Raw genomic sequence first — 14,230 nt, forward strand, 5'->3', positions numbered from 1 at the left:
GATGAAAGGCCAAATAAACCTAAACAACTAATGAGTATAGCCAACAGGGTAAAGAACCTTGCAAGACTTGCTATGCGAAGTTCCGCCTCAAATTTTTGGTTGTATTGATCATCGGCAAAATGGAAGTCGAATGGAGCTTCCGGTAAAATTTGGTGGTAAACTTCGCCAATGGCGGCAATAGATTCGCTCGTACTTACATTCGGATTCAGGCGGATATACATATAGCTGGTGTATTCCTGATCTAAGAACATGATGGACTGATCGGTTTGCTGAAAGGGATCACCTTTGATCATGTCCTTTACCACACCAATAATGGTGTAGTTTACCGCTTCTCGCCAGCCCGGATCGTATCGCACTACTGTACCTACCGGATTTTCCAGTTGCATGGCTTTCATAGCCGATTCATTGATAATGATGGCGTTCTTGTCGGTTTCTCTGGTAGGGTCGAAGTCTCTGCCGGTAATGAACTCCATACCTACGGCATCGGCATATCCATTGGAAATAGTGATGGTGTTGAACGATTGATCGAATCCCGGGTCCATGCCTTCCCATGAGAATCCGTAGTTCCAGCCTAAGGTGCTGGTTACCGGATAGTTGGAAAAGCCAATTGCTTCGGCCATTCCTGTTTTCAGAATTTCTTGCTTCAATAATTCCTTTTGCTGACCAAACCGGGGTGAGCCCGGAGCTATTGCGATCATTCCTTTTGGAGAGTAACCGATGGGGCGGTCTTTGGCCGCCTGAATCTGGTTGTTTACGGTAATGGTTCCGATAATCAGGGCAATGGAAATGGTAAATTGAAATACCACCAAAACCTTACGCGGAATAGAGGCGCTTTTGCCAAACTTGAGCCCACCTTTTAAAGCCTTTAGCGGTTTAAAACTAGAAAGGTAAGCGGCAGGGTAAGAGCCTGAAATAAAGGATGTAAATAAAATGAACCCGGTGCCGGCCAGCCAGAACTCAGGCATACCCCATGGTGCCAAAATGCCTTTACCTGAAGTTTCATTGAACCAAGGTAGTAAGGCCCAAAGTAGTATTAGTGACAGCCCAAAGGCAGAAAGGGTATAAAGGAATGACTCCATGTAGAACTGCGTGATGAGCTGTTTTCTGAGCGAACCAAGTGTTTTACGGATGCCAACTTCTTTGGCCCGTTTTTCAGATCTGGCGGTACTCAGATTCATAAAGTTTATGCAGGCCAGTAGCAGCACAAATACGCCAATTACGCCATAGAGCCTAACGAATTTCTTTTCCTGACTTGTCACTGACATCCCATCTTTCCATTCAGAATTCAAGTGCCAGTCTTTCATAGGATGAAGGATGAACGTTTGGTTTGCCTCTCTTGCCCAATCATCATAATGCCCTTTGATTTTCTCAGTAATGAGCTCGGCAAGCTGTTCGTGATTTACATTGTTGGCCAGTTTTACATAGATATCGATGTTGTAATTGTTCCAAACGTTCATGGACTCTTCATTCTCTCTAAAAAGGAGGAGGAGTCGGGAGAAAAACGCTGCCTCTGAAAACTTAGAATTCTTGGGTAAATCTTTATATACCCCACCAACTAACAAGTCTATGTCTGCATTGAGCTTTACTGTTTTTCCAACGGGGTTTTCCTCTCCAAAAAGCTTTTTGGACAGTGTTTGGGAAAGTAGAACCGATCGTGTTTCTTTCAGCCCTTCAGTGCTGCCGTAAATCATATCTAATGTGAGCACACCAGGGCCATTTTCTTCCAGAAAAACACCTGCTTCGCGAAATTTCTTGTTGCCATTGGTAATTACCGGGGCTTGCTTTCTGGACCTTACCATAAATAGCTCCTCTATTTGGTCGGGGAAAGATTCACGCACAAGGTTGCCCATACCGGTGGCTAATGCGTTGTTCACGGCTACTCCGCCCTGACCATTGGATTCTACCCGCAGTATCTGCGCAATGCGGTCATAGTTTTTGTGATACTTATTGAAATTTAGCTCGTCCACAACCCAGAGTCCGATGAGCATAGCCACCACCATGCCCATGGCCAAACCGCCCACATTGATAAAGGAATAGCCTTTGTTCTTGAGCATCTGTCGGTAGCTCACTTTAAAGTTATGATTGATCATAGTATTTGAGTTTTTGATTTTGAAAAAACGAAAGGCAAAGGGGCGCAGGTAATGAATGACCTGATACCAGTAGTTGCGCCTGGCCTTTCGTAGGGAATGGGTTTCTGCAGTTGAATAGAACTTCTCGTCCAGATCGCCCAACACCTCTTCGGCCAGCTCATCTTTCAAAAACCAGAGAAGTAGCTTTTCTGCCAGACGAGGAGGGGTAATATGGTTCCTGGGGTTCTTCATAGTGCCCCACAAGTCTGAGTATGCCAGTCAGTAAACAGGTGAGGTAGGATTGTGGCAATCTCCCAGATTGATGAGAGAATTACTTGGCTAATCGTGTATGGGTGTTTCAACTTCATTCGGATCTTAACCTTTCTGCAGGGTTGACGAGAGCCGCTTTAATGGCTTCAAAACTTATGGTGAACAGGGCAACGGCAAAGGCGATGATCGCAGCCAGACCGAATAGGGGCCACGAAAGTCGGATGGTGTTGGCCATATCTTGCAAAATGCCCTGAGCCAGGTACCAACCAATAGGAATGGCTATAACAATTGAGATAAGAACCAGCCGTATAAAATCGGTGGCTAGAAGCCTGAAAATGCAGCTTACACTAGCCCCAAGCACTTTCCTAACGCTTATTTCTTTGCCTCGCTGTTCTATGGTAAAGGCAGAAAGGGCAAACAAACCAAGGCAGGCTACAGTAACCGACAAAACACTGAAGATAATGAAGATAGTTTTGGCTCTTAGTAAGTCGTCATACATACGTTCGAACCTATCGTCTAGAAAAGTATATCGAATGGGCTGATGGGGTTTAAGACTTGCCCAAACCGAGCTGACTCCTGCAACGGCTTCGCTAAGTTGATCAGTGTTTACTTTTACCGAGAGTGTAGAACTACCTTTGCCCTGTAGCATTGCTAGTGGGCTTATGTTGCCTGTAAGCGACTCAAAATAAAAGTCTTCGACCACACCAATAACGGCATATTTGTTATCGAACATGTCTATGAGTCTTGCCCCAATGGGTTGTTCCAATTGCAGGTATTTTTGCATGCTTTGATTAATAATAATGCTGGCACTGTCGAGCGATTGGCCAGTGAGGTTTCTTCCTTCTACCAACCGCATGCTCATGGTTTGGAGGTAGTCTTCGTCTACAAGCCATGTGGCCGCCTCAAATCCGGGGTCAATACTTTTACGGCCATCCAGCCAGTAGCCAGCATTCGAGGTTCGGCCTCCGGATACAGGTAGATAGTCGCCAAGTGTGGCGCTCTCTACGGTTGGAAGACGGAGCAATTCTTCTTTTAGTACATCGCGTTTTTGAGGCTCGAGTGATTCCAACCCAAGAATATTGATGACCTGTTCTTTGTCATAGCCCAACGATTGGTTCATGTAGTGGTTGAATTGCTGGTGCAAGACCAGTGTGCAGATAATCAGAATTACGGTTGCAGTAAACTGAAACACCACCATGCCGCCTCTCACAAAAGAGGCCTTTCTGCTCAACCGTGTTTTACCCTTTAGTGCCTCGGCTGGTGAAAATTTTGATAGATATAGGGCAGGGTAGATTCCTGAAATAAGCCCAACTACCAATACAGAAAGCAGCAATAGAGGTATGAACCAGGGGCTTGTCCAGGGAATAGTCAGCGACTTTTCGGCAATAAAGTTAAAGGTAGGTAGTGCCAGAGTGACAAATACTAGCCCGAGTAATACAGCCAAAAAGCAATAGAACACAGATTCTACAAGGAATTGCCAAATAAGCCCAGATCTGAATGAGCCTACCACCTTTCTGAGTCCTACCTCTTTGGAGCGGTTAATTAATTTGGCAGTTGACAGATTGATGAAGTTGAGGCAGGCCAGAAGTAGGATAACCAGGGCAATAGCACCAAAAATCCAGACCAGTTCAATGGAGCCGTGCTGTTGATAGTCTTCAATATCTTCAGGGTTCAAATATACATTGGCTATGGGTTGTAGATAATACGACCTGTATTTTTGCATATCTTCCAGATCGGTTACCCCGGCTTCGCTCAGTTTATCCATTACGTAGGTGTCTCTCACCCTCACAAGTTTCTGTTCAATGGCTCTTTTTTGGGTTTCCGGTTTGGTTCTTATATAGAAGGTATAATTGGAGCAACACCAGCCGGTGGAACCGGGGCCAGATTCCCGGCCCTTTAGAGTGAGTATAAAATCACCTTGCAAATGCATAGTGTTGGGTAAGTCTTCCATTACTCCCCCTATTGTATAGGGTTGAGTTGCTCTATCATTTAAAATAAGCTGCTGACCCACCGGATTTATTCCGGGAAAGAACTTGTCGGCCTTACTTTTGGAAATCACAATGCTGTTGGGTTCGGTGAGAGCTGTCTTTGCATTGCCATATACCATGGGTATTTCCAGAATTTCTAATAGTTCGGGGTCGGCATAGAAGAAACCACTTTCAAAAATGTTAGCGTTTGTGTCTGACCTTCTGATATGATTTTCGCCAACATCTCCCCACTTCCAAAATACAGTGCGGGCTACCAACTCTATTTCCGGAATGTAGTCTTCCAAAATGGGCTTAAAAGGCCCTTGCATGTTTGTCCACCTACCAAAGTCTCCGGTACCGGCATATTGGTTTGCTATTCGGAAAATCTGATCCTGATTTTGGTAGTGCCTATCGTAGGTAAGTTCGTGCCCAATGAATAGTGAAATGAGTATGCAGGCAGCAATGCCAATGGCAAAACCGGTAATTTTTATAGATGAAAAAATTTTGTTGCGCTGAAGTGTTCTCCAGGAGAGTTTAAAGAAATGTCCAATCATAAGATTTGTTGTTATACGCTGAGTTTTTGTGGCTTTGAAGGCAAAAGGGCGCATATAGTTAATGACCTGAAACCAATAGTTGCGCTTTGCCTTTCGAGTTGAGTGTTTTTCTGCTGTTGAATAGAATTTCTCGTCCAGATCGCCCAACACCTCTTCTGCCAGTTCATCTTTCAAGAACCAGAGCAGTAGCTTTTCTGCCAAGCGAGGAGGGGTAGTATGTTTTTTGTTGAAACTCACTCGCTCCTTAGGCTTTCCGTTATATTCACTTTTGCTGACTTTGCCGTCTGAGATGCAATGGTTAGCCAGGCTACCACCATCATTAATACTCCACCTAGAATAAAGTATAGGGGCTTCAGCTCTATTCGGTATGCAAAACTGTCGAGCCAGTTTCTCATGAAGTAATAACTAATAGGTAGGGCAATTAGAATAGCCAATAGGACAAGAATTACGAACTCTTGGGAGAGTAATCTAGCTATAGCCGTACTGGTTGAGCCCAATACTTTTCTGATGGCAATTTCTTTGAACCTACGCTGCGTGCTAAAGGCTGTTAAGGCCAACAAGCCCAGACAAGAGATGGTGATGACAATTCCTGCAAAGTATTTAGTTAATGCCGTAACTCGCTCTTCAGCGGCATAGGCGGCCTGGTAGTCATCATCTAAAAACCTAAATTCAAAAGGATAGCCCTCGTTGAAGCTAGTGTATGCAGACTCAATTTTGTCAATTGTCTCTCTTTCCATGCCCGCTTTGAGCTTCACAATGAATTTTCTACCATTGTCGCTAATGGAAAAGAAGAAGGGGCGCACTTTTTCTTGAAGCGATTGAAAATGGAAGTTTTTCACCACTCCTATAACCTCTTTGGTTTTTGCTCTCGGGTTGTAGTTGCCGAACTTCTGACCCACCGGGTTCTCAAGCTGGGTCATTTCAACAGCTGCTTCGTTTAGTATAATGGCGTCTACATCTGTAGGGAATTCTCTAGAGAATGTTCTTCCATCCTTGAGCTCAATTCCCAACAGGTCGATTAGCTCATACCCTCCTCGAATCTGGTAAAACCTTAGGCTTTTGTCATCATCGGTCATGCCTTCCCATTTGTAGCCTTGAGAGTAAGCGATATCGCCAGGAATATTTCCGCTCATTTGCGAGGCGTTCACCACACCCGGTATGTTTCTGAGTGCTGTAAGAAAGGGCTCAAAATCAGTTTTGAGTTTTCCTTCTTTTGGGAAGGTAATAATATGTTCTCTGTCGTATCCTAGGTTTGTAGTTTGTATATACTCTACCTGCTTGTAAACGACCAGAACAGAGACTATCAGAATAACAGAAACTGCAAATTGAAAGATCACCAATCCTTTGCGCAACCAGATACTGCCTCCAGTGCCTTTTAGCTTACCCTTGAGTGCAACTACTGGATTGAAGCCCGAGAGCATGAGTGCCGGATAAATACCTGAGAGTATTCCGGTGAGCAGGGTAATGGAGAGAATTGCCATCATAAAGCGGCCAGAGAAAGCGAATGTCAACTCCTTGCCAGTAATGCTGTTAAACTGTGGCAGCAAGAACATAGCTATACCAATGGCCAGCAGTAATGAAAGCAAAGCCATGGAAACTGATTCTCCGAAATACTGATAAACGAGGGCTTTCCGGCTGGCACCAATGGCTTTTTTTACTCCTATTTCCTTAATTCTTCTGGAGGCATTGGCAGTGGAGAAATTCATGTAATTGATACATGCAATAACCAAGACAAAAATGGCGATTGCCGAGAAGAGCTTGACGTATTGGATTCTTCCCGGAAGTGGTTTTCCATTTTCGTACTTACCATAGAGGTATCGCTCTGAATAAGGTTGTGCGTAGAGAATATCTTTCCAGTTATCATAAATAGTGGAAAGGTAGGTTTCTAGTTTAGCGTTTAACTGGTTGAGATCAACTCCCTCTTTTAAGATAAAATGTGCTTGGACTCCGCTATTGTACCATTGCATCATGTCTTCTGTTCTGTAGAGTTCGAAACTAAAGAGCATATCATAGTTTGCAGAGTTGTTTTCAGTTGCCTTGAAAACCCCTGTGACCATGTAAGTGCCGCCATAGCCTTCGTCTTTGAAATCTACCAACTTACCCATGGCATCTTCTGCCGAGTTGAACAGGGTGGTGGCTAATTTTTCCGAAATGGCTACCTCACCCTTCTCAGTCAAGATTTCATGTTTGTTGCCGAAGAGAAAATTGCCCGGAAATGCATTGAAATATCCTTTTCCAATAAACTGATATTTAGCCCTGATATTTCTGTCTCCAGCTGAGAGAACTCCCCTGAATTCGCTATGGGCAGCCACGGGAAAGGCATAGTCTATTTCGGGCATTTCTTTAGCCAGCTCTTCAAAAAGCGGGTTAGGAGTAGAACCATTTATGCCGGTATGGTAAGTTCCGGAAGTTGGATAGGTATGTATTACCTGAACATGACGGTTGCTGTCTTTTTCATTGAACTTATCAGTGTTTAGTTCATCATATACCCAAAGGTAGATGAGGAGTGCACTGGCCAAACCGGTAGCTAAGCCGAAGAGGTTGATCAAAAATGTGCTTTTATAGCGCTGAAAGCTTCGGAATGAAATAAGCAGATTGTGTTTAAACATGGCTGTTGATTTTGAGTGATTTGACTTGCATTTCCTGAAAGCAAAAGGGCGCATATAGTTAATGACCTGAAACCAATAGTTGCGCTTTGCCTTTCGTGTTGAGTGTTTTTCTGCTGTTGAATAGAACTTCTCGTCCAAATCGCCCAACACCTCTTCCGCCAGTTCATCTTTCAAGAACCAGAGCAGTAGCTTTTCTGCCAAGCGAGGAGGGGCAATATGTCTTTTAGAGTTCTTCATTTTTTTGAGGCGTCATTGCGGAGTAGTTATGACAGTGGTAGCTTCCTCTTTGTAGAGGGAAACCACCTTGTTGCCAGTCTACAGGATGGCTCTCAGTCACGTTTAAAAATTGAATTTCAAATTGCCGGCAAAAGCAGGGAACTGATTCCAAAGTGACATTTTAAAGTCTTTAGATTCTTCTAATGCCCGTTGTCCTGCGGCAGTGATTTGGTAAATCCGCTTTCTCCGACCGCCTCTCTCGGCAGTTGCGCCACCCATTGCTGAGGTTAAAAAACCTTTTTCGCCCAATCGGTTAAGGGTAGAGTGCACAGCGCCAATGGATACGGCCCTTTTCGTTTGCGATTCAAATTCTTCGGCAATTCTAAAGGCATAAGCCTCCTTGTCAAGAATGCCAACCAACAAGAGAATTACCTCCTCAAAATCGCCCAGTTTAGTTTCTTTCATAACATACTAGATTGTAGAACAAATGTACGGTATTAAAATTTATATGTTCTACTTTTTAGTAAGAAATATAGCCAAACCTCTATTTGGGTTCTTCTTTAAGTGGCTTAATCTTCCTTAAGGTAGCTTAAAGGAGTTTTGAGAATTATTTTGAAGGTTTGAATACTTACAGAAGCTAGGGTGATAAGAACAGCAGAGAGGCCTGCAACTACAAATAACCACCATGAAAGTTCAGTTCTAACCTCATAGCCTTGAAGCCAATTGTCCAAAACTTTGTAGGCCAATGGAGAAGAAATAAGACAGGCTATAAGTATTAGAATACCGAAGTCTTTTGATAACAATACCCATAGCCCTTCAGTGCTGGTACCTAATATTTTTCTAATGCCAATTTCTTTGCTGCGTTTTTCTGCCATATAAGAGGCCATGCCGAAAAGCCCTAAACAGCTAATAAAAATGGCTAATGCACTAAAGAAACCGACTAGTTTGCCAAGTCGCTCCTCTGCTTGGAACTTCAATGAGTACACATCTTCTGTAAGTTCGTAGCTTACCGGGGTGTTTGGAAGAACGCTCACAAACACTTTGTCAATTTTGTTAATAGCAGAGGCAGTTTTCTCGGCCGTGTTCAATCGAATAAATAACCACTCCATGTCATTTTCTGAAGGAAAAATAATCGCTGGCATAGGTGGGTCGAAGGGAGATTCCTTAACCATATCCTCAATCACACCAATTACTGTGAACTCTGTCTTTCCATCATAAGCATATCTGGATCTTATTCTTTCTCCAACGGGGTTTTCAAGCCCCATTACTTTCACTGCAGATTCACTAAGTATAATTGAGTTTCTATTGGATGAGAATTCTCTTGAGAAGTCTCTTCCCTCGATAATATTCCATCCTACAGTTTTACCATATTCAGGGGAAACCATTACGGTGTTGAACATTGGGTTCGATTCTTCAGGTCTACCGTTCCAATCAAAGCCATTATTGTTTCCTCGTATGGTAGTTAAAGGGTGGTCGGCCTCAGCTACTTCAGAAACAACCCCCGTAGATATGAGGTTACTTCTTAGCAATTCAAATTTACCCGCAAAGTCTGGCGATTTAGAATTAACTGTCAGAAGGCCTTGTTGATTATAACCAAGCGACCTGTTCTTGGCAAACTCTATCTGTTTGCGAACTACTAAAGTTCCAATGATCAATGAAATGGAAATGGTATACTGAACTACTACCAAAACTTTTCTTTGGTTAAATACCCTTTTCTTAGAAGGCTTTCTTTTTAGTGTTTTAGTTGGGGCAAGTGAAGAAAGATAAATAGCAGGGTAACTTCCCGCTATAAAAGAAGTGGCACCGATGAAGATGAGTGCATACAGCCAAAAGCTCAAGTTGGCCCAAGGGAATTTGATGCTTTTATAGGCCAGATCATTAAACCATGGTAGCAGGAGTGTCGTTACTATAATAGATAAAAGAAAGGCCAGAAAGGTGTTGATAATGGATTCGCTTAGGAAATAGTAAACAAGCTGGGAGCGCTTTGAGCCCAATACTTTACGAATCCCAATTTCTTTAGCTCTATTTGTTGATTTGGCTGTGCTAAGGTTCATAAAGTTTATGCAGGCTAGCAGCAACACAAATGTGCCTATTAGTCCATAGAACCAAATGAATTTTAAAGACTCGCTCATTACCCGGCTACCGTTTTCAAAAGAAGAGTACAAATGCCAATCACTCATTGGCTGAAGAAAAAGAGCACTTTCTGCTTTTTCAGAATGTTGATTCATCAGTTGTTCTATGGTCTCCGAAGCAACATCTATATCTACATTTGGTAACAATTCAGCATAAATATTCATGGAATAAACACGCCAGTTGTAAAGTCTTGGGCTGTCCTTGTAATATCGTTCTATAGGAGAGAAGAAGGATGCCTCTGCGAACGAAGAGTTTTTAGGTAAATCTTCATAAACCCCAGTAACCAGTAAGGTCCATTCGGCATTCACCTTAATGAATTGGTTAATCGGATCCTTGTCCCCAAATAGTTTAGTAGCCAATGACTCTGAAAGCATAATTGAATTCAAATCTTTCAGTCCATCCCAGCTTCCCTTTTTCATTTTTAGAGAGAGGAGCTCAGGTGCGCCATCCTGAATAAAAATTCCGGTTTGAGTAAAGGTTTTCTCATTGGTTGATAAAACATGTTGCTTTGGGCTTGAAGCTAAAACAACATGTTTGAATAGGGATGGGTAATCCTCGTTCAATAATTCGCCAAGTTTGCCCACATGGGTGTCGCTAACTGAAATTTCTCCTTGGGTATTTTTTCTCAGTACTTTAACCACTCTATCGTAATTCTCATGGTACTTATTGAAAGAAAGCTCATCATTGATCCAAAGGGCAACCAGAAGGGCAATGGAAATCCCCGCTGCCAGGCCTCCAATGTTTAGTAGGGAGTAAACTTTGTTTTTCTTAAGGTATCTGAAACTACTTAGAAAATGATGTCTTAGCATTGATGTGAAATTTGGTCAGCTCTTACTGAATTGGATAAAATACCTTTGAGCTCATCTAAATCAGTTCCTGTCTTTTGTTTGCGAGTTCAAACACTTCATAGATTTTATTAAACCTTGAAGGTTGCATAGCAGAAACCCCCTTTTTGGTTTGTTGAGTTTGAACACCCCTTATTTATCGGGATGTGGACTAAAAATGCATAACTAGGCCGATTTGGTCTAACTTGCTTAAAAAGTCTGGCAAAAATGCAAAGAGTGCTATATGGATGTTTAGAAAGGCCTTGATTGAAATATGCAAGGCTGTTTTAGATCAGTTACGTTTTCTTATTCTACCAATAACCACTCAGATAAACATATTTATAGGACTGTTTAGGATAAGCTATTTTTGAGCAAAACCATTTGCTCCATGATTAAATCATCCAAAGCCCTACTCTTTCTATTAGTTGCTTTTACATATAGCAGCTTACAGGCTCAAACGGACCTCTCTTTATTCGAAACCATGAAGCCGAGGTCTATTGGCCCGGCAGGAATGTCCGGAAGAATTACGTCTATCGATGTAGTTCGGCACAACACTAACATTATCTATGCCGGAACAGCCTCCGGAGGTTTGTGGAAGTCTACCAGTGGAGGAACTACCTGGCAGCCTGTTTTTGACAATCAGGAAGTAGCTTCGGTAGGAGCGGTAAAGATAGATCCTTCCAACCCTAGCACTATATGGGTAGGTACCGGTGAGGGTAATCCAAGAAACTCGCTCAATTCGGGTTATGGAATTTATAAAAGCCTGGATGCCGGAAGAACCTGGCAACATATGGGCTTAGAAAAGACAAAAAACATCCATCGCATAATTGTGCATCCGAGCGATCCCAATACCGTTTGGGTGGGGGCTATTGGCTCTCCATGGGCCGAGCATCCGGAGAGAGGTGTTTTTAAAACAACTGATGGTGGAAAGACCTGGAAAAAGGTGCTTTATGATGTGCCCGGTGCAGGAATTGCTGACCTTGTGATAGATCCTACTAACCCCAATAAGCTCGTTGCGGCTATGTGGGAGCATAGAAGATGGCCCTGGTTTTTTAATTCGGGAGGGCCAGCCTCGGGTATCTATATTTCGCATGATGGTGGAGAAACCTGGAAGAGAAAGACGGCTGAACATGGGTTACCTAAAGGGGATTTGGGACGAATAGGATTGGCCATAGCTCCCTCTATGCCCGATCGGATTTACGCCTATGTAGAGTCGAAAGAGAATGCCCTGTATCGCTCCGACAATGGAGGTGAAACTTGGTATAGGATTTCCAACAAAGGCGAAAGTGGTATTGGTAACCGACCGTTTTATTATGCCGAGATTTATGTAGACCCTAAAAACGAAAACAGAGTGTATTCGCTGCACACCACAGTTACATTTAGCGAAGACGGTGGCCGAAGCTTTAGCACTTTTGTAAACCCCGGCTATGTACATGTCGATAATCATGCTTTTTATGTGCATCCCGATAATCCCGACTTTATGGTGTTGGGTAATGATGGAGGGCTAGTGCTGAGCACCGACCGCGGTGGTAGCTGGCAATATTCGGAAAACCTGCCGATTGGCCAGTTTTACCATGTGAATTACGATATGGAAACCCCATACAATGTAATGGGCGGTATGCAAGATAATGGTGCCTGGTTAGGGCCAAGTCAGCTGCTGAAGCAGGGAGGAATAAGGAATAGCTACTGGGAAAGAATTGTAGGAGGAGACGGTTTCGATGTAGTACCCGACCCGCTAGATTCACGCTATGGATACTCATTGAGCCAAGGAGCTAACATTCAACGCTACGACAGAGAAACCGGCAAAATGCTGGGTATTCAACCCGAGCATCCTAATGGAGAAGAACTACGCTGGAATTGGAATGCCGGAGTGAATATAGACCCCTTCGATAAGAAGACTGTATACCTTGGAGCCCAGTACTTGTTTAAGTCGGGCGACCATGGATTGACCTGGGAAATTATTTCACCAGACCTTACCACAAATAACCCCGAAAAACAGAAGCAGTTCGATACCGGAGGGCTCAACTATGATAACTCAGGTGCTGAGATGCACACTACCATTACGGTAATAGAGCCAAGCACCAGAGAGCAGGGATTAATATGGGTGGGTACGGATGATGGTAACGTACAACTGACGCGCGATGGAGGTAAAAACTGGACGAATAGTGCCGGAAAGTTTCCCGGATTGCCGGAGGCCACTTGGGTACAACAAATAAAGGCCAGTACTCACAGCGAGGGTACTGCTGTGGTCGTGTTCGATGACCACCGCAGAGATAACTGGTCTCCCTATGTGTATCAGACTACCAACTACGGACGCACCTGGAAACGAATTGTAGACGATACTGATGTGTTTGGTTTTGCGCTTGCTTTTGTGCAAGATCCGGTTGAGCCAAACCTAATGTTTTTGGGTACAGAATCAGGCCTATATGTAAGTATGGATGGCAGCCAGACCTGGGAAAAGTGGACACACGGATTCCCCACAGTACCCACTATGGATCTGGCTATTCACCCCAGAGAACACGATCTGATAATAGGTACTTTTGGTCGTGCCATCTGGATTTTGGACGACATAAGGCCTTTGCGTGAAGCAACCAGCCTGGGTGCCGACAAGCTCATGGAGAAAGAACTGCATCTATTTTCAATTCCTGATGCCACTAATGCTATTATTGGCCCATACTGGGGCTACAGAAGTACAGGCCATGGTATGTTCTTCGGAGAGAATAAACCGTTTAGCGCAGCCATTAACTTCTATGTGAAAGAGAAGAAAGGACGCGTTAAAATGGAAATATCCGATGCCAATGGCGAAGTGATCAGAACCCGGTACTTTGCACCGGATCAAGGGCTAAACAGGGTGTATTGGGGATTCGAAACAGATGGTGTGAGACGTCCCGGTCAAAGAAAGCCCACAGGGGAAGAGGTAACTCCTCCCGGTGGCTACGATGCGCTGCCCGGTACATATACCGTAAAACTTACTTATAACGGAACTTCTGCCTCCGGAACACTCAATTTGTTAAAAGATGAGCGGGTTGAGTGGGATATGCCGGCTTTAGAAGAGAAACAAAGGTTTATTACCCAATACAATGCACTAGTGACCGAAATGACTGAGGCGGTAGATCGGCTTACCGAAGCACAACAAATTGTGAGCAGGGTAGAGGTTCTTGATGAAGACAATGAAGAGCTAAGAAAGAAGTCAGGTCAGGTAAAAAAGGAGCTGGCGGCTTTGAGGGAGTTGATTTTTGAAAAGCCGGTTCAGGGTTTTAGGAGTGATCCTAATGCTATTTCTAACCAGTTGGGCAATCTAAGGAGCAAAATAGGAGGTAGCTACGATCCCTTGTCGCAGGCGGCTCAATATGCTTATAGTAATGTGAGTAAGAATTGGCAACCGGTACTTCAAAGAATCAATGACTTTTTTAATAATGAGTGGGTTGCCTATAAAAGCTTTGTAGAGGGACTAAATCTGGAGCTGGTGAAAGGCTTTAATTAACCAAGAAAGCCCCTCAATTAGTAAGGTGCTGTCTTAAAAGTTAGCGTTCTCAAACTCGATCGAGAATCTCCAAAGAGCTTAGAAGCAAGGTCAGTGGAGATTCT

6 protein-coding genes are annotated in these 14,230 nt (G+C 43.6%); 1 reads left to right on the plus strand and 5 read right to left on the minus strand.

Annotated features, from left to right (window positions below; genetic code table 11):
* From B3O12_RS13375 to B3O12_RS13395, 5 genes are all read right to left on the minus strand, one after another.
* The coding region (locus B3O12_RS13375; protein ID WP_286756643.1) for an ABC transporter permease at positions 1-2,321 on the minus strand (2,321 nt) is incomplete at its 3' end.
* Positions 2,322-2,433: 112 nt separating this feature from the next.
* The gene (locus B3O12_RS13380) at positions 2,434-5,061 is read right to left on the minus strand and encodes an ABC transporter permease (RefSeq protein WP_286756644.1); all 2,628 of its coding nucleotides are present in this window, start codon (positions 5,059-5,061) and stop codon (positions 2,434-2,436) included.
* A gap of 32 nt (positions 5,062-5,093) precedes the next feature.
* Positions 5,094-7,706, minus strand: a complete 2,613-nt coding sequence (locus B3O12_RS13385) for an FtsX-like permease family protein (RefSeq protein ID WP_286756645.1) — start codon at positions 7,704-7,706, stop codon at positions 5,094-5,096.
* A gap of 102 nt (positions 7,707-7,808) precedes the next feature.
* Entirely contained in the window at positions 7,809-8,150 is a 342-nt protein-coding gene (locus B3O12_RS13390) for a PadR family transcriptional regulator (protein WP_286756646.1), read from the minus strand.
* A 104-nt stretch (positions 8,151-8,254) separates the two neighbouring features.
* Positions 8,255-10,627 carry an ABC transporter permease gene (locus tag B3O12_RS13395; RefSeq protein ID WP_286756647.1) on the minus strand — a complete coding sequence of 791 codons (2,373 nt, stop codon included), beginning with the start codon at positions 10,625-10,627 and terminating at the stop codon, positions 8,255-8,257.
* A 403-nt stretch (positions 10,628-11,030) separates the two neighbouring features.
* Here B3O12_RS13395 and B3O12_RS13400 point away from each other — a divergent pair, with 403 nt between their 5' ends.
* The gene (locus B3O12_RS13400) at positions 11,031-14,126 is read left to right on the plus strand and encodes a VPS10 domain-containing protein (protein ID WP_286756648.1); all 3,096 of its coding nucleotides are present in this window, start codon (positions 11,031-11,033) and stop codon (positions 14,124-14,126) included.
* The last annotated feature ends 104 nt before the right edge of the window (positions 14,127-14,230 follow it).

The sequence above is a fragment of the Roseivirga sp. UBA838 genome, from assembly GCF_002296035.1.
Classification (GTDB): Bacteria; Bacteroidota; Bacteroidia; order Cytophagales; family Cyclobacteriaceae; genus Roseivirga; species Roseivirga thermotolerans.